This is a genomic window from Ruegeria sediminis, from assembly GCF_005938215.1.
Lineage (GTDB): Bacteria > Pseudomonadota > Alphaproteobacteria > Rhodobacterales > Rhodobacteraceae > Ruegeria > Ruegeria sediminis.
In genome coordinates this window covers 499,185-519,083 of sequence record NZ_VCPD01000003.1, presented here as the reverse complement: position 1 = coordinate 519,083, position 19,899 = coordinate 499,185, and the positions used below count along the sequence as shown (strand labels likewise).

General features: G+C 62.3%; 19 protein-coding genes. 7 read left to right on the top strand and 12 right to left on the bottom strand.

Features of this window, described 5'->3' with window-relative positions; genetic code table 11:
* Nucleotides 1-10: 10 nt before the first annotated feature.
* The 4 genes from FGK63_RS10985 to FGK63_RS10970 are packed head-to-tail and all read right to left on the bottom strand — an operon-like array spanning nucleotide 11 to nucleotide 4,589.
* Nucleotides 11-1,177, bottom strand: a complete 1,167-nt coding sequence (locus FGK63_RS10985; protein WP_138842099.1) for a M20 aminoacylase family protein — start codon at nucleotides 1,175-1,177, stop codon at nucleotides 11-13.
* A 33-nt stretch (nucleotides 1,178-1,210) separates the two neighbouring features.
* Nucleotides 1,211-1,594: a nuclear transport factor 2 family protein gene (locus tag FGK63_RS10980; RefSeq protein WP_138842097.1), complete on the bottom strand. Its 384-nt coding sequence runs from the start codon at nucleotides 1,592-1,594 to the stop codon at nucleotides 1,211-1,213.
* Between the two features lie 3 nt (nucleotides 1,595-1,597).
* Nucleotides 1,598-2,764 carry an acetylornithine deacetylase gene (gene argE, locus FGK63_RS10975; protein ID WP_138842095.1) on the bottom strand — a complete coding sequence of 389 codons (1,167 nt, stop codon included), beginning with the start codon at nucleotides 2,762-2,764 and terminating at the stop codon, nucleotides 1,598-1,600.
* A gap of 4 nt (nucleotides 2,765-2,768) precedes the next feature.
* Nucleotides 2,769-4,589 carry an ABC transporter ATP-binding protein gene (locus FGK63_RS10970; RefSeq protein WP_138842093.1) on the bottom strand — a complete coding sequence of 607 codons (1,821 nt, stop codon included), beginning with the start codon at nucleotides 4,587-4,589 and terminating at the stop codon, nucleotides 2,769-2,771.
* A 285-nt stretch (nucleotides 4,590-4,874) separates the two neighbouring features.
* Here FGK63_RS10970 and FGK63_RS10965 point away from each other — a divergent pair, with 285 nt between their 5' ends.
* The 3 genes from FGK63_RS10965 to FGK63_RS10955 all read left to right on the top strand — a co-directional run bounded on the left by FGK63_RS10965 (nucleotide 4,875) and on the right by FGK63_RS10955 (nucleotide 8,650).
* Nucleotides 4,875-6,581: a peptide ABC transporter substrate-binding protein gene (locus FGK63_RS10965; RefSeq protein WP_138842091.1), complete on the top strand. Its 1,707-nt coding sequence runs from the start codon at nucleotides 4,875-4,877 to the stop codon at nucleotides 6,579-6,581.
* A 97-nt stretch (nucleotides 6,582-6,678) separates the two neighbouring features.
* A complete protein-coding gene (locus tag FGK63_RS10960) occupies nucleotides 6,679-7,686 on the top strand; it encodes an ABC transporter permease (RefSeq protein ID WP_138842089.1) in 1,008 nt (335 codons plus the stop codon).
* On the top strand, nucleotides 7,679-8,650 hold the full coding sequence (locus tag FGK63_RS10955) for an ABC transporter permease (protein ID WP_138842088.1): 972 nt from the start codon (nucleotides 7,679-7,681) through the stop codon (nucleotides 8,648-8,650). Before FGK63_RS10960 ends, FGK63_RS10955 begins: the two co-directional genes overlap by 8 nt.
* Nucleotides 8,651-8,672: 22 nt before the next feature.
* On the opposite strand, the gene FGK63_RS10950 is transcribed toward FGK63_RS10955, so the two are convergent.
* A complete protein-coding gene (locus FGK63_RS10950) occupies nucleotides 8,673-9,272 on the bottom strand; it encodes a TetR/AcrR family transcriptional regulator (RefSeq protein WP_138842086.1) in 600 nt (199 codons plus the stop codon).
* A gap of 79 nt (nucleotides 9,273-9,351) precedes the next feature.
* Between FGK63_RS10950 and FGK63_RS10945 the strand changes: the two genes are divergently transcribed.
* Nucleotides 9,352-9,981: an NAD(P)-dependent oxidoreductase gene (locus FGK63_RS10945; RefSeq protein WP_138842084.1), complete on the top strand. Its 630-nt coding sequence runs from the start codon at nucleotides 9,352-9,354 to the stop codon at nucleotides 9,979-9,981.
* Nucleotides 9,982-9,986: 5 nt separating this feature from the next.
* Here the strand turns inward: FGK63_RS10945 and FGK63_RS10940 are convergent, their stop codons facing one another.
* The 6 genes from FGK63_RS10940 to FGK63_RS10915 all read right to left on the bottom strand — a co-directional run bounded on the left by FGK63_RS10940 (nucleotide 9,987) and on the right by FGK63_RS10915 (nucleotide 16,595).
* Nucleotides 9,987-11,264 (bottom strand): DUF3422 family protein, encoded by a 1,278-nt coding sequence (locus tag FGK63_RS10940; protein ID WP_138842082.1) that lies wholly within the window; start codon nucleotides 11,262-11,264, stop codon nucleotides 9,987-9,989.
* Between the two features lie 107 nt (nucleotides 11,265-11,371).
* Entirely contained in the window at nucleotides 11,372-11,728 is a 357-nt protein-coding gene (locus FGK63_RS10935; protein ID WP_138842080.1) for a VOC family protein, read from the bottom strand.
* A gap of 99 nt (nucleotides 11,729-11,827) precedes the next feature.
* Nucleotides 11,828-13,282, bottom strand: a complete 1,455-nt coding sequence (locus FGK63_RS10930) for an NAD(P)(+) transhydrogenase (Re/Si-specific) subunit beta (protein WP_138842078.1) — start codon at nucleotides 13,280-13,282, stop codon at nucleotides 11,828-11,830.
* Nucleotides 13,283-13,295: 13 nt separating this feature from the next.
* Nucleotides 13,296-14,867, bottom strand: coding sequence for a Re/Si-specific NAD(P)(+) transhydrogenase subunit alpha (locus FGK63_RS10925; protein WP_138842076.1), 1,572 nt, complete (start codon nucleotides 14,865-14,867; stop codon nucleotides 13,296-13,298).
* Nucleotides 14,868-14,999: 132 nt separating this feature from the next.
* On the bottom strand, nucleotides 15,000-15,449 hold the full coding sequence (locus FGK63_RS10920; protein WP_138842074.1) for a methyltransferase family protein: 450 nt from the start codon (nucleotides 15,447-15,449) through the stop codon (nucleotides 15,000-15,002).
* A gap of 192 nt (nucleotides 15,450-15,641) precedes the next feature.
* On the bottom strand, nucleotides 15,642-16,595 hold the full coding sequence (locus FGK63_RS10915; RefSeq protein WP_138842072.1) for an MBL fold metallo-hydrolase: 954 nt from the start codon (nucleotides 16,593-16,595) through the stop codon (nucleotides 15,642-15,644).
* A 119-nt stretch (nucleotides 16,596-16,714) separates the two neighbouring features.
* Between FGK63_RS10915 and FGK63_RS10910 the strand changes: the two genes are divergently transcribed.
* Both FGK63_RS10910 and kynU read left to right on the top strand, forming a co-directional pair.
* Nucleotides 16,715-17,467, top strand: a complete 753-nt coding sequence (locus FGK63_RS10910; protein ID WP_138842070.1) for an SDR family NAD(P)-dependent oxidoreductase — start codon at nucleotides 16,715-16,717, stop codon at nucleotides 17,465-17,467.
* 99 nt (nucleotides 17,468-17,566) lie between these two features.
* The gene (gene kynU / locus FGK63_RS10905; protein WP_138842068.1) at nucleotides 17,567-18,760 is read left to right on the top strand and encodes a kynureninase; all 1,194 of its coding nucleotides are present in this window, start codon (nucleotides 17,567-17,569) and stop codon (nucleotides 18,758-18,760) included.
* Here the strand turns inward: kynU and FGK63_RS10900 are convergent.
* Nucleotides 18,753-19,331: a TetR/AcrR family transcriptional regulator gene (locus tag FGK63_RS10900; protein WP_138842066.1), complete on the bottom strand. Its 579-nt coding sequence runs from the start codon at nucleotides 19,329-19,331 to the stop codon at nucleotides 18,753-18,755. The genes kynU and FGK63_RS10900 overlap by 8 nt on opposite strands.
* A gap of 102 nt (nucleotides 19,332-19,433) precedes the next feature.
* Between FGK63_RS10900 and FGK63_RS10895 the strand changes: the two genes are divergently transcribed.
* Nucleotides 19,434-19,898 carry a (2Fe-2S)-binding protein gene (locus FGK63_RS10895; RefSeq protein ID WP_138842064.1) on the top strand — a complete coding sequence of 155 codons (465 nt, stop codon included), beginning with the start codon at nucleotides 19,434-19,436 and terminating at the stop codon, nucleotides 19,896-19,898.
* Nucleotide 19,899: the final 1 nt, after the last annotated feature.

Below are 19,899 nucleotides of genomic sequence, written 5' to 3'. Positions count from 1 at the left end.
CTCCCCTTTGTCACGCCACGGGCATTCGCCGTTCCACGATTTCCGCGAACCAGCTGCAACCGGCGGGAATGGCGTCGTCGTCGAAGTTGTAGGCGGGATGGTGGCACATGGCCGTGTCCCCGTTCCCGATGAAGATGTAGGCTCCGGGCCGTTCTTCAAGCATGTAGGCGAAATCTTCCGAAGGCATGATGGGATCGACATTGTCGTTCACCTTGCCGGCAACCGCCGCTGCGGCTTCGGCGGCATGGGTCGTTTCCTCGGCCGAATTCACGGTTACAGGGTAGCCGGGCGTCCAGATCACCTCGGCATGTGCCCCAAAGGCCGAGGCGGTGTCTTCGGCGATCCGGCGCACCCGTTCCTCGGCGATGGGGCGGTATTCCGGGTCGAGCGTCCTCACCGTGCCTTGCAGACGCACCTTGTGCGCGATCACGTTCGAAGCAACGCTGTCGGTCTCGAAGGTTCCCACGGTCAGGACCACGCGCTTGATCGGATCCACAGTGCGCGACACGACCGATTGCAACGACACGACGATCTGCGCGGCCACAAGGGTCGTATCGACCGCCTCGTGCGGAGCGGCGGCATGGCCGCCCTTGCCCGTCACCCGGATCTCGAACTCGTCGGAGGAGGCCAGCAAAGCGCCGGGCCGGATCGCGAATTCCCCCACCGGTAGACCCGGCGTGTTGTGCATGCCATAGACTTCCTGAATGCCCCAGCGATCCATCAGCCCGTCCTGGCACATGGCAAGCCCGCCCGCGCCGCCTTCCTCGGCGGGTTGAAAGATCAGCACTGCGGTACCGTCGAAATTCCGCGTCTCGGCAAGGTATTTCGCCGCCCCCAGCAGCATCGAGGTATGCCCGTCATGGCCGCAGGCGTGCATCTTTCCCGGCACGGTGGAAGCATAGTCGAGCCCCGTCGCCTCTTCGATCGGCAGCGCGTCCATGTCCGCCCGCAACCCGATCACGCGGCCTTTGGTGTCGGTCTTGCCCTTGATCACGGCGACGACCCCGGTCTTGCCGATACCCGGGGTGATGTCATCGACCCCGAATTCCCTGAGCCGTTCGACGACGAAACCCGCGGTTTCGTGGACGTCGTACATCAGTTCCGGGTGCGCATGCAGGTGTCGGCGCCAGCCGGTGATCTCGCCGTGCATGTCCGCCAGTCGGTTCTTGATCGGCATATCCAGTTCTCCCATGTTGGCCCGCGCCGCGCTTCAGGCGTATTTGTCCCCCACCTCTTCGCGCACAGGGTGGGTGTCATAGTAGATCCGCATCGCGGTGAAACGATCATCAGCGCCGAAGGTGAAATGATCGACGCCCTCAAAGACCAGCCGGTTACCGCTTTTCAGCACCCAGTCGTACCGGAAATGCGCCGCTGCGCTCTGACCGTCTTCGCCCAACAGCACATCCAGGACCGTGAGCTCGCTTGAGGCAGAGGCCGCATCGAGTTTGGCGTAGAAATCCTGAGCCTTCATCACGCCCAGAAAAGGCGAGTGGATCTCTGCATCGGGTGTAAACAGCTTCAGGATCGCCGGGATATCGCCCGCAGTCAGGGCTTGAAAATAGGCGCGAACTCGATCCGAGCGGTTTCCCGGCATCTCCTAGCTCTCCAGCTTGTCCAACAATCGTTCCATGAAGGCGTGGCCGGCATCGAACTGCGCCACTGTGATGAATTCGTTCGGCTGATGCGCCTGCGCGATATCCCCCGGCCCACAGACGACGGCGGAATACCCGGCCTGCTGGAAGTGCCCGGCCTCGGTGCCGTAGCTGACCACGTGAGTCGCGTTGTCGCCGGTCAGGACCCGCACCAGCGTTTCGGCCTCGCCTCCCTGTTCGGGCTCCAGCGCGGGCACCGCGAAGCTTTCCGACACGTCGATCCGGGTCTCCGGATGGACGGCCCGCATGTTCGCTTCGACCTCGCGCACGCGGGCCAGGTAAGCATCGCGCCAAGTCGCGGGATCCTCGCCAGGCACCACCCGGAAATCCAACATGAAACGGCAGTCCTTGGCGGTGATGTTATGCGCCGTACCACCCTGTATCTGCCCGACATGACAGGTGGTCCAGGGTGGCTCGAACACAGCCGCCAGCGCCGAGGGTTCGGCCGCCATGTTTTCGGCATTGCGGTGGTTGGCCCAATCGATCAGCGGCGCAGCGGCCATGACGGCGTTGATGCCGGTATGCATGATCGAACTGTGTACCTCGAAGCCGACGACATGGGTGGCATATCCGAACCCGCCCTTGTGGCCGGTGACCGCCTGCATCATCGACGGCTCGCCCACGATCACCGCCGAGCCCTTGGGCAGAACCTCCTGCATCGCCGCGATCAGCGGCGGCGCGCCGGTGCAGCCGACCTCTTCGTCGAAACTCAGCGCCAGTTGCAAAGGCCGCGTGACGCCGCGATGGCGGGCCTCGACCAGCGCCCAGATCGCCAGCGCGTCGAAACCCTTCATGTCGCAGGTGCCGCGGCCGAAATACTTGCCGTCTCGCTCGGTCACGGTGAAGGGATCGCTGTCCCAGGGCTGACCGTCCACGGGCACGACATCGGTGTGCCCGGAAAGCACGACCGCCCCCTCTTCCAAAGGCCCGACATGGGCAAAGAGCGCGGCCTTGTGCGGCTGTGCCGGGTCCGGCCAGCGATGCGCCTGGATACCTTGACTTGCCAGATAGCCCTCAACCCAATCGACCAGCGGCAGGTTGGACTCGCGGCTCACCGTCGGAAATGACACCAGCTTGGCCATGATCTCCAACGGCGTCAGACGCTGGGTCATTAAATCAGTACCCGCTGTCGGTGGTCAGGATGAAATGCCCCGGTTCGACTTCGCGGTATTCCGACGGCGCCGGCTTGTAATCCAAGGAATGGATTGGCGACGGGATCGGTTTGAAGTTCAGGTCTTTTTCCGACTTGCGCCTGTTCGGATCCGCGATCGGAACCGCCTTCATCAGGGCTTGCGTATAGGGGTGCTGCGGGTTCTCGAACACGCGGCTCCGCGGCCCCAGTTCGACGATCCGGCCAAGATACATGACACCGACATGATGGCTCACACGCTCGACCACGGCCATGTCGTGCGAGATGAACAGGTAACTCAGCCCCAGTTCGGCCTGCAGTTCCATCATCAGGTTCAGGACCTGCGCCTGAACCGAGACGTCCAGCGCCGAAACCGCCTCGTCCGCGATGATCAGCTTGGGGTTCAAGGCCAGTGCGCGGGCGATGGCGATACGCTGGCGCTGCCCGCCGGACATTTCGTGCGGATAGCGGCGCATGAAGCTGCGCGGCAACTGCACCCGGTCGAACAGGTTCGCCACCCGGTCGTGCAGTTCCGAACCAGTCGCCACGTTGTAGTTCCTCAGCGGCTCGGCCACCTGATCCACAAGTTGCATCTGCGGATTGAGCGAGGCGAACGGATCCTGAAAGATCATCTGCATGTCCAGACGCGCCTTCCGAAGGCCGTTCTGGTCCAGCTTCATGATATCGACGCCGTCAAGATTGATCTCGCCCGCCATCGGCTCGACCAGCCGCAGGATCGACCGCCCCGCCGAAGACTTTCCGCAACCGGATTCTCCGACCAGACTCAGCGTCTGGCCGCGGTTCAGCTTGAACGAGACATCCTCGACCGCATGCACGTTGGCGATAGTGCGGCGCAACAGACCTCCCTTGACGGGGAAACGGGTCGTCAGTCCCTTGACGGTCAGCAGCACGTCCTTCGTGCCGGGAATCGGCGCGATCTTCTGGCCTTCCACACCCAGCAGCTTCATCGGCTCGGGCGCCGCCTTGCCGCGCATTTCGCCCAGCTTCGGCACCGCCGCCAGCAGGGCCTTGGTGTAGTCGTGCTTCGGGTTCTCGAAAATCTCGGTGACGGGGCCTTCCTCGACCTTGTTGCCGCGATACATGACGACGACGCGGTCGGCCATCTGCGCAACGACCGCCATGTCATGAGTGATGAACATCACCGCCGTACCCGTCTCGCGCTTGAGCCGGTCCATCAGCGCCAGGATTTCCGCCTGAATCGTCACGTCCAGCGCCGTTGTCGGCTCATCCGCGATCAGCAGGCGCGGCTCGCAAGCCATCGCCATGGCGATCACGACCCGCTGCCGCATTCCTCCCGACAACTCGTGCGGATACTGTTCCAGCCGCCGCTCGGGTTCGGGGATACGGACCTGACGCAACAGTTCCACCGCCCGCTTCTCGGCCTGGGCCTTGGACATGTCCTTGTGAATGCGCAGCCCTTCGGTCAGCTGACGGCCGACTGTGAAGACAGGGTTCAGAGCCGTCATCGGCTCTTGAAAGATCATCCCGATCTCGTTGCCGCGAATCTTCTTCATCATGTCCTGGTCGGCTTCCGCCAGGTCCATCTCGCGCCCGTCGCGCCGGTCGAACAGCAGTTCGCCGCCTGCAATCTCGCCGCCGCCGAATTCCACCAGCCGCATCAGGGACAGCGACGACACCGATTTGCCCGAACCGGATTCCCCAACGATACAAACGGTTTCGCCCGGATGCACCTCGAACGAGACATCCTCGACCCCGACGACCGGTCCATCCTTGGTCTGGAATTCGACCCGCAGTTTCCTGATCTGTGCAATAGGCTGATCCAGCACGAAAGCGCTCCCCTTGGCCGCCCTTGTTGGTTGAGTGACAAACGCTAAGACCGCGAGGCGGGGAAAGTCAAACCCATTGCAGCTTTTCCCGACGGCAAGGCTTGCAATTTTCGGAAACTCTGTTTCGATACGCAGCGTAACCGTTCTGGGGGAGAGAGCGCGGAACACAGGGCACGTTCAGTGTTTTCCTTTTGTTTCAAAGCCTTGAATCCATTTCGGCAACGCCAAATCCGCAGGCAGTGCGGAGATAAGCAAGACACATTCGTGTCCAACATGGAGTGTAGAATGAAAGTCAAAGCCCTTTTGCTCGGTGCGATCGCAAGCACGGCGCTGGCCCCGATGGCCATGGCCGAGCGCGGATCGGACGGCAATGTCAGCATCATCTATTGGCAGGCTCCGTCGATCCTGAACCCCTTCCTGTCGGGTGGCACCAAGGACGTTGAATCGGCGTCGCTGGTGATCGAACCGCTCGCCCGCTACGACCAGGACGGCAACATGGTGCCCTACCTGGCCGCCGAGATCCCGACCGTCGACAACGGCGGGGTGAGCGAGGATCTGACCTCGATCACCTGGAAGATCGCGCCCGGAATCACCTGGTCGGACGGCAGCCCGTTCACATCGGCCGACGTCGTGTTCACCGCCGAATACTGCATGCATCCCGAAGGCGGCTGCGCGCAGGTGACGAAATTCGAAGGCGTGACCTCGGTCGAGGCGGTTGACGACATGACCGTCAAGGTAACTTTCGACAAGCCGACCCCCTTCCCCTACGGCCCCTTCGTGGGCGGCGAAAGCCCGATCATCCAGAAGGCCCAGTTCGAGAACTGCATGGGCGCCAAGGCACCTGAATGCACCGAACAGAACTTTGGCCCGATCGGCACCGGCCCGTTCGTTGTGGACGAGTTCAAGCCGAACGACGTGATCACCATGTCGGCCAACCCGAATTACCGCGACCCGAACAAACCGGCCTTCGCCACGCTGACCTTCAAGGGCGGCGGCGATGCGACCGCGGCGGGCCGTGCCGTGATGGAAACCGGCGAGTTCGACTACGCCTGGAACCTGCAGCTTGCGCCCGAGGTGATCGCCCAGATGGAAGCAGGCGGCAAGGGCGTTCCGGTGGCGGGCTTCGGCCCGCTCGTCGAGCGCATCATGCTGAACCAGACCAACCCGTCGCCCGACCTGCCTGAAGGCGAGCGGTCGACCGCCAAGCATCCGCATCCGTTCCTGAAGGATCCGGCGGTCTACAAGGCCATGTCCCTGGCCATCGACCGTCCGCTGCTGGTCGAAATCGGATACGGCAAGGCCGGTCAGGTGACCTGCAACTGGGTGCCGGCACCCGCTGCGGTCAATTCGACCACCTTCACCTGCGACAAGCAGGACATCGAAGGCGCCAAGAAGCTGCTGGACGATGCAGGCATCGTCGACACCGATGGCGACGGCGTGCGCGAAAAGGATGGCGTTCCGCTCAAGATCGTCTATCAGACCTCGACCAACGCCGTCCGTCAGGACTTCCAGGCGCTGATCAAGGAATGGTGGGCGCAAATCGGCATCGAGACCGAACTGCGCAACATCAACGCATCGGTCTTCTTTGGCGGTGATCCGGGCTCGCCCGACACCTTCCAGAAGTTCTATGCCGATGTCGAGATGTACGCCAACACCTTCAACGGCACCGACCCGCAGTCCTATCTGGGCAACGGCCTGTGCGACAAGGCTCCGCGTCCCGAAACGCAGTGGCAGGGCGAGAACATCAGCCGTTTCTGCAACGAGGAGTTCGACAAGCTGCACGCGCAACTGGCCGAAACCGCCGGAGCGGACGCGCGCGCCGAACTGGCCAAGCGTCTGAACGACATCATGGTCGAAAACGGCGGCATGATCCCGCTGGTGCACCGTGGCCGTCTGTCCGCCCACTCGAACACGCTGGGCGGCGTGATCCTGAACGTCTGGGACAGCGAACTGTGGAACGCCGCGGATTGGTTCCGCAAGACCGGTTCCTGATACGCTAGCCTTGCAAATCCGCGCTCCGATCTTTATCGGGGCGCGGCCTCTGGCATAATGACCCAAGAAAAAGACTCGTAAACAAAGGCGCACCTGAATGCTGACCTTCACCATCCGCCGTCTGGTCCTGGCAGTCCCGACGCTTTTGTTCATCAGTCTTGTGATTTTCCTTCTCCTCGAACTCGCCCCCGGCGACCCCATGGCGCAGGTGCCGTTGACCGTGCCTCCGGAGGTCAAGGAAAAGATGCGCGAGGCGCTTGGCCTCGGCCAGCCGATGCATATCCGGTTCTGGAAGTGGATCGTGCAGTTCTTCTGGATCGAGCCGCAGGTGCTGGTCGACCACATCTTCGGCACCACCTTCTCGCAGGGCGATCTGCGGGTGATCTCGTGGCAGACCCGCTCGCCGGTGATGGACATTGTCGTACAGCGCATCCCCCAGACCCTGTGGGTGGTTGGCACGGCCTACGTGGTCGCCATCCTGATCGCCCTGCCCATCGGCATCTATTCCGCCTACCGCCAGTATTCGTGGTTCGACCAGATGGGCACCTTTGTTTCGATGATCGGCTTTTCGGTGCCGCCGTTTTTTTCGGGCGTTCTGGTGATCGTGATCTTTTCGGTCAACCTGGGCTGGTTCCCTTCGATCTACGACACAACCCTCAAGGTTACCGACTGGGACAGCTTCATGCTGCAACTCCAGCAGATGATCATGCCGGTCATGGTGCTGGCACTGCAGATCACCGCGCAGCTCAGCCGCTTCATGCGCGCTTCGATGCTGGACAACCTGAACCAGGATTACGTCCGAACCGCCCGCGCGAAGGGTCTGAGCGAGTATACGGTGGTCATGGTCCACGTGCTGCGAAACTCGATGATCCCGGTGGTCACCGTGATCGCGCTTGGCATCCCGTCGATCTTTGGCGGTGCCATCATCACCGAGCAGGTGTTCAAGGTGAACGGCATCGGGCAACTGCTGATCGGCGCCATTCAGGCCAATGACCTTCCGATGGTGCAAACCCTGACCTTCATATTCGCCGTGCTGATCGTTCTGTTCAATCTGATCGCCGACGTTCTCTACGGCATTCTGGACCCGAGGATCCGCTATGACTGACAAGGAGCGCTTTGTACCCGACGAAGGGCTGGCCCCCGCGTCGACCGCCCTGCCCGCAGCTGGTCCGATGGAAGAGCTGCACAACCCGCCGCGCAGTCAATGGCGCGATGTCTGGGACCAGTTCAAGACCCACAAGGGCGCCATGCTGGGCGCGGTCCTGTTCATCCTGATCGTCGCCTCGGTCTATCTCGGCCCGTTCTTCTGGGACATCGATCCGACCCAGACTGCAATCCGCGAACGGAACCAAGGGCCCAGCTGGGCGCACCCCTTCGGCACCGACCAGTTGGGCCGCGACATGCTGGCGCGCATGATGGCCGGGGGTCAGACTTCGGTATCTGTTGGCATCGCTGCAATGCTGTTGGCCTTGTTCCTCGGCTCGTTCATCGGCGTTCTGGCCGGGTTCTTCAGGCGTTTCGACGGCCCCTTGATGCGGCTGACCGACCTGTTTCTCGCGCTGCCGCTGCTGCCGCTCCTGCTGGTGATGATGCTGCTTTTCCGCGAACCGCTCAGCGCGGCGTTCGGGCTTGAACGTGGTCTGTTCATCCTGATCGTCTCGGCCATCGGGATCACGTCCTGGATGCCCACCGCGCGGATCGTCCGTGGCGACGTGCTGGCCCTGAAGGAGCGCGAATTCGTACTGGCGGCCCGTTCCATCGGCACCAGCAACAGCCGGATCATCATGCGCCACATCCTGCCCAACGTGCTTTCGCCGATCATGGTTTCGGCGACGCTGGGGATCGCGACGGCAATCATCACGGAAAGCGCCCTGTCCTTCCTCGGCCTCGGCTTCCCACCAGATTTCCCGACATGGGGGCGGCTGTTGCAGGATGGCGTCGACTACCTGCAGCAATATCCCGAGCGGGTATTCTGGCCGGGTCTCGCCATCTCGCTGACGGTGCTCAGCGTCAACTACCTGGGCGACGGTCTTCGCGATGCGCTTGACCCGCGCATCCGCGGGCGCTGAACCGGAAGCGAAATTTACCTCGTCAGTCGGTGGCGGCGGTCTTGACCAAGGCCGCGCGCGCCAACGCCTGCATGGTTTCAAGATATGCGGTCTGGGACCAGCCGCAGTCCCTCACCAGGTGTTCCCAATTTCTGACTGAAAGCAGTGTCCACAAGAGGTCGGTCGCCCTGCCCTCGTCCAGTTCAGGTTTCAACCCACCGTCCCGGCTCAGGTCTCGGACCACCGCCGCGCAACCGTGCCGAACCGCTTCCATCCGGCCCTGCCATGCCGATCGCGCCTCGGCATCCGTTTCCTGCATCGCCATCAGCGCCCGTCCGACACCGTGGATTTCCGGAATGTAATTCCCCCATGCATCGACGAAGGCCGTCAAACGCTCCTCTCCCGACCGCGCAGAGCGGCTTGGCGTCAGGCGCGACTCCATATTCTTGACCTCGTCGATATGCAGCGTGGTTTCCACCAGCAGTTCCGCGCGTGTCGGGAAGTGAAGGTATAAAGCCTGCCGGCTGATCCCGGCCTCGCGTGCGATATCGGACATGCGGACGGGTTCGCCCAAATTGGTCTCAAGCAACGTCCAGGCGGCATCGAGGATTCGCGTTCGGGTGTTTTTCTCTGCACTTGACATAATGTAAAGTTACTCCTATTTGACATCATGTCAACTTGACACGGTGTCAAATTGAGCAACCGCCAGAAAGGAGACGACCATGAAGATCATCGTATTCGGAGCGACCGGAACCGTAGGCCGCCTGGCCGTGACCCGTATGCTGGACGAAGGACATGACGTGACCGCCTTCGCCCGTTGGCCCGAACGGCTTGGCGAACGATCACCGCGGTTGACGCTGGTCGCTGGCGACGCCTTGAACCCAAAAGATGTCGATGCAGCTGTGCAGGGTCATGACGTGGTTGTAGTCGCCCTGGGGGCCGGAGCCTCACGCAAGAGCGTGATACGATCTCAGGGTACCCTGAACATCATCCGAGCCATGCATCGGCACGGCGTTCGCCGCCTGATCTGCCAGTCGACCTTGGGCGCCCACGAAAGCTGGAGCAACCTGAACTTCTTCTGGAAGCGGATCATGTTCGGCTTCCTGCTACGGCCGGCGTTCCGCGATCACGAGTTGCAGGAAAACCTTGTGCAGGCCAGCGGACTGGACTGGACGATTGTCCGGCCCGGAGCGTTCACCGACGGCCCTGCGTCAGGCGCCTACAAGGAGGGATTCAAGCCAAGCGACAGATCACTGCGCCTGAAGATCTCGCGGGCGGACGTTGCCGGTTTTCTTACCCGGCAACTCTCCGAAGCCCGCTATTTGCGGCGCGCGGTCGGCATCTCGTACTGAGGCGCTCACTCCAATCGGCGGCGGATTCTGCGGACCGACCACCAAACCGCCGCAACGACAGGCAGGGTCACGACCGCGGACAACATGCCCTTGCTGATCCCCGCCGAGGTCACTGGATAGAGCAGATAGCTGGCCAGCGACACGGCGTAGTAGCTGATCGCCACCACGGACAGCCCTTCGACCGTGTGCTGCAGCCGCAGGGCCAGATCCGCACGACGGTCCATACTTTCCAGCAGCGCCTGGTTCTGGGCGCTGCGCACCACATCGACCCGCGTCCGCAGCAACTCGCCAGCCCGGATCGCCCGATCGGACAGGGCGGCCAGTCTCTTTTCCGTCGACTTCACCGTCCGGATCGCCGGTTCATACCGACGCATCATGAAATCGGCAAATGTCTGCCGTCCCTGGAACCGCTGTTCCCGCAGGGCTTCGATCCGCTGGTTCACGATGGCTTCGTAGGCTCCGGTCGCGCCGAAACGGAAGGAACATCGTGCCGACAGGGTTTCGAGTTCCGTGGAAGTCGACAGAAGCTGCGGCAGCAGTTCATCGGGGCGCGCGGCATCGTTCGTCATCTCGGTCATCAGATCCGTCAGACGCCCGTCCAGTTCTCCGATCCGCGGCATGAGGTTCTTGACCCGGGCGAAGCCCAGCATCGACATCGCCTTGTAGGTTTCAATCTCGCACAGGCGCTGAATGATCCGCCCCGTCCGGCGCCGCCCGGTGTCGCGCGAGACGAAGACCGCGAACCGCATGTGCCCCGCCGGGTCGATCCGGAAATCACTGGCGGCGACGGCGGCATCGTCCAGCACGCGCGCTACCGCCAAGCTTTCGGGTTCGAACCATTCGGCCAGAGCGGTGTCGATGTCGTTGTCAACGTCACGCGCGACGACCCGCAGCATCGCCGAGGTGATCCTCTGGCCCGGGCTCTTGGCCAGCCAGTCCGGCGGAAAGATCTCGAAATCCGCCGGGTTGAAGGCGCGGTCGGTGACACCCTGCGAAATGGCGGTGTAGGTCACGAACTCGGTATGCTGCTCCCACTTCAGCAAGTGCCGCCCGATCCGGCCCGCGTAATGCGTCGCCCCCGGTTGCGGATGCGGGGCGCCGTGGCGGTCCAGCAGATCGACCAGGTGCGCGCGATCCTCCTCCTTGTCCCGCACGACCGCCGCAACAGGCTGCTTGATGGCCAGGAAGATCACCGTGCAGGGCGCCGCCGTCGCCGGGAAAGGCCGCGCGTGCAACTCGTTGGCCAGCGCATAGCGCAAAGGGTGGTCCTGGATCGGCGTCATGTTCTGCTCCTGCAATTGCAGGGCACTATACGCGACAACGAAAAGACATCAATTCCGTTTTATTTCAATCGCTTATCTGAACACCAAGGTATACAGTCGGAATTTTCTCAGTGATTTGGCTGCCATAGCTCGATCGGGTTGCCCTCGGGGTCGCGCAGGCGTGCAAAACGACCAATCTCGCTGTCCCATTCGGGCCGCGTTTCCACTTCGATCCCGGCGGTTCGCAATTGCGCGATCATCGCGTCGAGGTCGTCGACACGGAAATTGATCATCCATTGCCGATCGCTTGCGCCGAAATAGTCGGTGTCCTGCGCGAAGGGGGCAAAGACCGTGTAACCTTCGCGCTGTTTCCACGGAACGTTTCCAACACGATCCACCCCCAGGTGCTGCTCGTACCAGGCGGCCAGAGCGTCGGGGTCGCGGGCGCGGAAAAACATTCCGCCGATGCCATTCACCTTTTCCATCGACACCTCCCTGTTGCCGGCTGGCGCCAACCTCCTGGGCGAGAATACAAGAAAAGGCGCCCCGATGGGACGCCTTTCCGATCTGTGCAACCGCCTGGATCAGTCGATCATCGGCAACAGCTTGTCGAGCGACTGCTTGGCGTCGCCATAGAACATCCGGGTGTTCTCCTTGAAGAACAGCGGATTCTCGATGCCGGAATAGCCGGTGCCCTGACCGCGTTTCGACACGAACACCTGCTTGGCCTTCCAGCATTCCAGCACCGGCATGCCGGCGATGGGCGAGTTCGGGTCGTCCTGCGCCGCCGGGTTCACGATGTCGTTCGAGCCGATGACGATGGCCACATCCGTTTCGGGGAAGTCCTCGTTGATCTCGTCCATTTCCAGAACGATGTCGTAAGGAACCTTCGCCTCGGCCAGCAGCACGTTCATGTGGCCGGGCAGACGACCGGCGACGGGATGGATGGCGAACCGCACCTGCTTGCCCTTGGCGCGCAGCTTGCGGGTCAGTTCGCTGACCGCCTGCTGGGCCTGCGCAACGGCCATACCGTAGCCCGGGATGATGATCACGCTGTCGGCTTCGTTCAGCGCCGCTGCGACGCCTTCGGCTTCGATGGCGATCATCTCGCCCTCGACCGCCATCTGCTCGCCCTGGGGACCGCCAAAGCCGCCGAGGATCACGCTGATGAAGTGACGGTTCATCGCCTTGCACATGATGTAGCTGAGGATCGCACCGGACGAGCCAACCAGCGCGCCCACAACGATCAGCAGATCGTTGCCCAGCGAGAAACCGATCGCCGCCGCGGCCCAGCCCGAGTAGGAGTTGAGCATCGACACCACCACCGGCATGTCGGCGCCGCCGATACCCATGATCAGATGATAACCGATGAACAGCGCCGCCAGCGTCATCAAGAACAGCGGGAAGAACCCGCCGGTGTTGAAGTACCAGATCAGGCAGATCAGCGACAGCGCCGCCGCGCCGGCGTTCAGCATGTGACCACCCGGCAGCTTGGTAGCCGCCGACGTGACCTTGCCCGCCAGCTTGCCATAGGCGATCACCGAGCCGGTGAAGGTCACCGCACCGATGAAGACGCCGAGAAACAGTTCGACATGCAGGATCGCCAGTTCGGCCGAGGTCTTCTTGGCGATCAGCTTGGCGAAGGCGCCAAGATCGGAAAGATCCGCGTCCTTGGCCGAGTCCACGATCGCGAACACTTCGGCGACGTTTCTGATCTCGAAATGCGCGTTGAAACCGACGAAGACCGCCGCAAGGCCGACCAGCGAGTGCATGGCCGCCACAAGCTGCGGCATCTCGGTCATCTGCACGCGCTTCGCGACGTAGGTGCCGATGACGCCACCGCCCGCGATCAGGAGCAGCGACAGCAGCCACAAGCCCGATCCGGGCCCGACCAGGGTCGCGAAGACCGCAAGCCCCATGCCGACGATTCCGTACCAGACGGCGCGTTTCGCGCTTTCCTGGCCGCTGAGCCCGCCAAGGCTGAGGATGAAGAGAACAGCCGCAACGACATAAGCGGCAGTCGTGAAACCGAATTCCATTTCCCCGGCCTCCTTAAGATTTCTGGAACATGGCGAGCATGCGCCGGGTTACGAGGAAGCCGCCGAAGATGTTGATCCCGGCCATGAAGACGCTGAGCGCCGCCAGCAGGATCACAAGGAATGACCCAGACCCTATCTGCATCAGCGCGCCGACGATGATGATCGACGAAATTGCGTTGGTGATCGCCATCAGCGGCGTGTGCAAGCTGTGCGAGACGTTCCAGATCACCTGGAAGCCCACGAAGACGGCCAGCACGAACACGATGAAGTGCTGCATGAAGCTGGCGGGCGCCACGGCGCCGACCAGCAGCATCAGAAGGCCGCCCACCGCCAGCAGGGTCACCTGGCTTTTGGTCTGCGCCTTGAATTCCGCAACTTCCTTGGCCCGTTTTTCCTCGGGCGTCAGTTCCTTGACCTCTTTCTTGGGCTGCGCCGCGATCGCCTGGATCTTGGGCGGCGGCGGCGGGAATGTGATCTCGCCCTGATAGGTCACGGTCGCGCCCCGGATCACGTCGTCTTCCATGTCGTGGTTGATCCTGCCGTCCTTCTCGGGCGTCAGATCGGTCATCATGTGACGGACGTTGGTGGCGTAGAGCGACGAGGCCTGCGATGCCATGCGGCTGGGGAAGTCGGTGTAGCCGATGATGGTCACGCCGTTCTCGGTCACGACCTTCTCATCCGGCACCGTGCCTTCGACGTTGCCGCCGCGCTCGGCGGCGAGGTCGACGATCACCGAGCCGGGCTTCATGGCCTTCACCATGTCTTCCAGCCACAGCTTGGGCGCCTCGCGGTTGGGGATCAGCGCGGTCGTGATGACGATGTCCATCTCGGGCGCCAGTTCGCGGAACTTGGCCAACTGCGCCTCGCGGAACTCCGGAGACGAAACTGCGGCGTAACCGCCGGTGGCGGCACCGTCCTGCTGTTCTTCCTCGAAATCGAGGTAGACGAACTCGGCCCCCATGGATTCGACCTGTTCGGCCACTTCAGGCCGCACGTCGAAGGCATAGGTGATGGCGCCAAGCGAGGTCGAGGTGCCGATCGCGGCCAGACCAGCCACGCCGGCGCCCACGACGAGCACCTTGGCAGGCGGCACCTTGCCGGCGGCGGTTACCTGGCCCGTGAAAAAGCGGCCGAAGTTGTTGCCGGCCTCGATCACCGCACGGTAACCGGCGATGTTGGCCATTGACGACAGGGCGTCCATCTTCTGCGCGCGGCTGATGCGCGGCACCATTTCCATGGCGATGACGTTCGCGCCCTTGGACTTGGCCAGGTCCATCCCCTTCTCGTTTCCGGCGGGGTTGAAAAAGGAAATCAGCGTCTTGTTCTTGGTCAGGCGCTTGAGTTCGGTTTCGTTCGGCTGCCGCACCTTGGCGATGATGTCTGCGGTTTTCCACAGCGCCGCGGCGGTCTTGACGATCTCGACGCCGGCCTTTTCATACGCTTCGTCCGAGAAACCCGCGGCCGCGCCCGCGCCGGTCTCGATGGCGCAGTCATAGCCCAGTTTCTGCAGCTGCAACGCCGAGTCCGGGGTCATCGCGACCCGGTTTTCGCCGTCAAATGTTTCCTTTGGTGTACCTATCTTCACCAGTAGGGTCCCCCTTCTTTTTTGCCCGGTTTCCCCCGGGCAACGGAACTGTCTGCAAAGCAGAGGTGTATCTTGCGCAAGATTATTTCGCAAGCGCAGCATTCGCAACGTCAGGTCACTTAGACGATTCTCCTATAGCCAGCGTCGGGTCTTGCGTTCGTAACGGGCGAAATCCGCCCGGAAAGTACGGCGCAGTCGGTTTTCTTCGGGCAGTATGAACCGCCGCTCCAGCACCCAGACGAAGATCGGGACCAGGACAAGCGACAGAACTGCGTCCATCCGCAGGATGATCCCGGTCAGGATCAGGACGTCACCCACATAGATCGGGTTGCGGCTTCGCTTGTAGATGCCCGTCTGCACCATCGCCGTCGGCGTCTCGTGCGGCACGATGGTGGTGCGGTGGCGGCGGAATTCGACGACCGCCAGTACCATCAGAAGGATACCGCCGCCGATCAGCAACCCCGACAGCAGATCCGTGATGGCACCATCCAGCGACAGTCCCAACGACAGGTGCCGCGACTGCATCCAGGCCAAAACGGCAAACCCCACCAGCCAGACCGGCGGTATGTCAATCCGGTGCATGAATTTCCTCATGGGCAACAGCAAGCAAGGCTTCACACCCTTGTTGGTGCAAGTCCTAGACCCTTCCCGCCCGCTTGGCAAAAGTTATGTCGGTTTTTAAACGGAAAAGACCGGTTTTGTCACATCAGCCTGTCCTGCGGAACACGTCTTCCCTTACCGGCAGCGAATACGGGAACCGGTTCTTGACCTCCGCTATTCCCATTCCATTTCCTCGAATACGCGGCCCGCGTTCTTGGTCGCCAGTTCCTCGAACGTATCCAGGTGGGCCCAGTGCGACTGGTCCACGTAATAGGCGCCAGCAAGATCTCCACCTTCGTCGATATGCGCGCCGACCTTCTCGCGGAGATCCCTGAGATAATCGACCGAATAGCGCCGGACCTGCGCGAAGTTCGTGGGATGGCCGTGGCCGGGAATCACGTGGGTCGGCGCGATCGGCTCCAGCCGCGTTTCCCAGGTTTCGATCCAGCAGCTTGTGCAAGTATGCTCGAATATCGGCAGCATCCGCTCGTGAAAGGCGATGTCGCCGGTGATCATGATGTCCCATTGCGGAATCCATACCTGCGTGTCGCCGGGATCATGCGCCGGCCCGAGGTGCAGAACCTTTATCTCGATATCGCCCAGCTTGACGACGTGTTCATCCTCGAAGGTCAGGTTGGCGTGCTCGACCCGGGTGCCCTCGGCGCGGTCCCCATTGTAGCGCCGCATCCCCTGAAGGATGAAGTCGCCGTTTTCCATGGTCTCGGCGACCGCATCGACATGGGCCAGGATATCGACGCCTTGGTCGCGCCAATAGCCGTTGCCGAGCATCGCGTGCCCCTGCCCGTTCTCGTTGATGACCAGAACGACCGGTTGGTCCGTGACCTGCCTGATTTCGTCATGTAGCGCAGCGGCAAGCCGGCTGGAGGCGCCGGAATTGACGACGACCACCCCCTCGTCCGTCACGATGAAGGAGAGGTTGTTGTTGTGGCCCGCGTTTTCGTAGGTCGGCGGCGCAGTTGCGCCGATGGCCGAAAAGACATGCGGGATCACTTCCACGGGCTTGGAGTAAAGCTCGGACGCGGGGTACTGATCCGCGATGTCTTCGCTGGCGAATGCCTGTGCTCCGACAACCAATGCCAAAGCTAGAATCGTCGGTTTCGCGGTCATAGGTCCTCCACCACTATAATACACATTCACATGTTTGCATTGATTTTGGCGTGACGACACGGCGCGTCTTGTCACAGGCGGCAGGACATATAGGCTGCGCGGCAACAGGAGGAGCAGCAATGACATTGACTGGAAAACATGCGCTGGTGACCGGTGGCGGCACGGGCATCGGGTTGGCCATAGCGCGGGCGCTGGCCGATGAAGGCGCCGTCGTGACCATCACCGGCCGTCGGCAAGAGGTTCTGGACAAGGTTTCGACCGACCGCATCGCCGGTATGGTCATGGATGTCCGCGACGAGGAAAACGTCGTGACAGGAATCGCCGATGCGGTCGAAGCGCGGGGGCCGATCCAGGTCTGCGTCGCCAATGCCGGCATCGCCATGGGCAAGACGCTGCAGAAGACCGACATGGCGTTCTGGCGCGACATCATGGCGACCAACCTCGATGGCGCGTTCCTGACCATACGCGAAAGCTTGCGGTCGATGCTGGAAACGGATTGGGGCCGGGTGATTTCCGTCGCTTCGATTGCCGGTTTGCGCGGCGCGCCCGGAGCCGGTGCCTATGCCGCCTCGAAACACGGGCTGATCGGCCTGACCCGCAGTTATTCGGAAGAGTTCATGGGCAAACCCTATACCTTCAACGCGCTGTGCCCCGGCTACGTGGACACCCCGATCGTCGAGCGCAACATCACGTCGATCTCAGAACGCGCGGGCATCAGCCAGCAGGATGCATTGAAGGCAATGGTCGATCAGAACCGCCACAAGCGTCTTATCGTGCCCGAGGAAGTCGCCGCCGCCGCGCTGTGGCTGGTGCGGCCCGGATCGCAAAGCATCAATGGCCAGTGCATCGAAATCTCGGGCGGGCAGACCTGACGCCGCAACCCAAGGAAGGGCACAATTGCTGGACAAGGTCCTCGCGGGCCGCTATCCCACGCGCAGGTTCTTCAAGCTTGAAATAAATGTGAGGTCACGATGACCGATTTTGCCGCCACAAAGGCAATGTTCGATCTTCCCGAAGGCATCCTCTACCTCGACGGCAATTCGCTGGGTCCGCTGCCGAGCGCCGCAAAGGCGCGGGTTCAAGGCATGATGGCCGACGAATGGGGCGATATGCTGATCACCGGCTGGAACAAGGCCGGCTGGATGGGGATGCCGATGGACCTTGGCAACCGGATCGGCAAGCTGATCGGGGCCGAGCCCGACAGCGTGGTCGTGGGCGACACGCTGTCGATCAAGGTTTATCAGGCGGTCGCATCGGCGCTGGAACTCAACCCCGGTCGCAAGGTGGTTCTGTCGGACAACGGCAATTTCCCGACCGACCTCTACATGGTCGAGGGCCTGCTGCGCTCGCTCGGGCCAGAGTACGAATTGCGCGTGGTGGATCCCGAGGCGGTGACCGACAACATCAGCGAAGAGATTGCGGTCCTGATGCTGACCGAGGTCGATTACCGGACCGGCCGCAAACACGACATGAAGGCGCTGACCGAACTCGCCCATGCCAACGGTGTGCTGACGGTCTGGGATCTTGCCCATTCCGCAGGCGCGATTCCAGTGGATCTGTCAAGATGCAATGCCGATTTCGCGGTGGGATGCACGTACAAATACCTCAACGGCGGCCCCGGTGCCCCGGCCTTCATCTATGTCGCGCCACCACTGGCGGACAAGGCGCGGCCGGCGCTTTCGGGTTGGCTGGGGCACGAGGCGCCCTTTGCCTTCGACCTCGGCTATCGCCCCGGCGCGGGGATCGAGCGGATGCGCGTGGGCACGCCCCCCGTAATCCAGATGACCGCGCTAGCGGTGGCCATGGACGTCTGGGACCTGGCGGACATGGCCGATGTGCGCGCCAAATCCATCGAACTGACCGAACTGTTCATCCGCGAGGTCGAGGCCGCCTGCCCCGAACTGGAACTGGCCAGCCCGCGCGATGCCGAAATGCGGGGCAGCCAGGTCTCGTTCCGTTTCGCGGACGGGTACGCCGCGATGCAAGCGTTGATCGCGTGCGGAGTCATCGGCGATTTCCGCGCGCCAGACATCATGCGGTTCGGGTTCACGCCGCTCTACATTGACGAAGGTGACGTGTCGCGGGCAGTCGACATTCTTGCCGAGGTGATGCGCAACCGGCTGTGGGACAAGCCGGAGTACAAGATCCGTCAGCGCGTCACCTGACCTCCAGCCCGGCTCCGATCAGGATCGCGAAAGCGGAAACGCGTTCAGTATAGGTTTCAATGTCTTGCGCGGTGATCTTGATCCCCTTCAGGGCCGCTGTGATCATTCCGGCAATCGCCTGTGACGGTCCGGAAAATCGAACGCGGCCCTTCCCGGCTTCGCGATCCAGCCAGCCGGCATAGAGATCGCGAAGTCCCGCCTCACCGGCCGCGACGATGTCGGGCGCCGTCGACGATCCCGCATCCAGCAGTTCCAGGCCGTGCGGCGATGCCAGAAGCGCCGCGATCCCATCGCTCTGCGCCGCCATCGCCCGCCCGAGAACCTCGGGGATCGTTCCCGGACCATTCAGGCATTCGGCCACGGCTTCGGTCTTTTCCTGGTAGAAATGCTCGACAAGACTGCGAAAGATCGCCTCCTTGTTCCTGTAGTGCAGGTAGACCGCCGGACGGGACATGCCCGCGCCACGCGCTATGTCGTCCATCGAAGTCTTGCGAAACCCGTAGGTCGCAAAGGCCTGCCACGCGGAGGACAGAATTGCCTGTTGCCGGGGATCTGGGTGCGCATCTTTCATGCAAACATCTGTGACAGTTCCTGTAATTTTTGTCAATTGACACACTGACATTTTACGGCAATTATGTCAGAAGAACACACCGAAGAGAAAGAGAGACGCGCCATGGCTACCTCGCTCACCATCAACGGCAAGACGCATCAGGTCGACCTGCCCGACGACGTGCCCCTACTGTGGGTGCTGCGCGACGAAATCGGATTGACCGGCACCAAGTTCGGCTGCGGCGTGGCCGCCTGTGGCGCCTGCACCGTTCACATCGACGGCGAAGCGGTCAGGTCGTGCCAGGTGCCCCTGTCGGATGTCTGGGGCGAGGTGACGACGATCGAAGGCGTGGGGACCCCCGAGGCGATGTCGGCGGTCCAGCAAGCCTGGGTCGATCATCAGGTCGCCCAATGCGGCTATTGCCAATCGGGTCAGATCATGCAGGCCGCCGCGCTGCTGGCCGCCAATCCGGCCCCGACGGACACGGAGATCGACGAGGCGATGCAGGGCAATCTGTGCCGCTGCGGCACCTACCCTCGCATCCGCGCAGCGATCCATACCGCCTCGGCCAAGATGAAGGAGGCGTAAA

Excerpts from the sequence above, each read along its gene's own strand:
- FGK63_RS10985 (WP_138842099.1), bottom strand. The coding sequence starts at position 1,177 with ATGCCGATCAAGAACCGACTGGCGGACATGCACGGCGAGATCACCGGC.
- FGK63_RS10980 (WP_138842097.1), bottom strand. The coding sequence starts at position 1,594 with ATGCCGGGAAACCGCTCGGATCGAGTTCGCGCCTATTTTCAAGCCCTG.
- argE (WP_138842095.1), bottom strand. The coding sequence starts at position 2,764 with ATGACCCAGCGTCTGACGCCGTTGGAGATCATGGCCAAGCTGGTGTCA.
- FGK63_RS10965 (WP_138842091.1), top strand. The coding sequence starts at position 4,875 with ATGAAAGTCAAAGCCCTTTTGCTCGGTGCGATCGCAAGCACGGCGCTG.
- FGK63_RS10960 (WP_138842089.1), top strand. The coding sequence starts at position 6,679 with ATGCTGACCTTCACCATCCGCCGTCTGGTCCTGGCAGTCCCGACGCTT.
- FGK63_RS10955 (WP_138842088.1), top strand. The coding sequence starts at position 7,679 with ATGACTGACAAGGAGCGCTTTGTACCCGACGAAGGGCTGGCCCCCGCG.
- FGK63_RS10950 (WP_138842086.1), bottom strand. The coding sequence starts at position 9,272 with ATGTCAAGTGCAGAGAAAAACACCCGAACGCGAATCCTCGATGCCGCC.
- FGK63_RS10945 (WP_138842084.1), top strand. The coding sequence starts at position 9,352 with ATGAAGATCATCGTATTCGGAGCGACCGGAACCGTAGGCCGCCTGGCC.
- FGK63_RS10940 (WP_138842082.1), bottom strand. The coding sequence starts at position 11,264 with ATGACGCCGATCCAGGACCACCCTTTGCGCTATGCGCTGGCCAACGAG.
- FGK63_RS10935 (WP_138842080.1), bottom strand. The coding sequence starts at position 11,728 with ATGGAAAAGGTGAATGGCATCGGCGGAATGTTTTTCCGCGCCCGCGAC.
- FGK63_RS10930 (WP_138842078.1), bottom strand. The coding sequence starts at position 13,282 with ATGGAATTCGGTTTCACGACTGCCGCTTATGTCGTTGCGGCTGTTCTC.
- FGK63_RS10920 (WP_138842074.1), bottom strand. The coding sequence starts at position 15,449 with ATGCACCGGATTGACATACCGCCGGTCTGGCTGGTGGGGTTTGCCGTT.
- FGK63_RS10915 (WP_138842072.1), bottom strand. The coding sequence starts at position 16,595 with ATGACCGCGAAACCGACGATTCTAGCTTTGGCATTGGTTGTCGGAGCA.
- FGK63_RS10910 (WP_138842070.1), top strand. The coding sequence starts at position 16,715 with ATGACATTGACTGGAAAACATGCGCTGGTGACCGGTGGCGGCACGGGC.
- kynU (WP_138842068.1), top strand. The coding sequence starts at position 17,567 with ATGACCGATTTTGCCGCCACAAAGGCAATGTTCGATCTTCCCGAAGGC.
- FGK63_RS10900 (WP_138842066.1), bottom strand. The coding sequence starts at position 19,331 with ATGAAAGATGCGCACCCAGATCCCCGGCAACAGGCAATTCTGTCCTCC.
- FGK63_RS10895 (WP_138842064.1), top strand. The coding sequence starts at position 19,434 with ATGGCTACCTCGCTCACCATCAACGGCAAGACGCATCAGGTCGACCTG.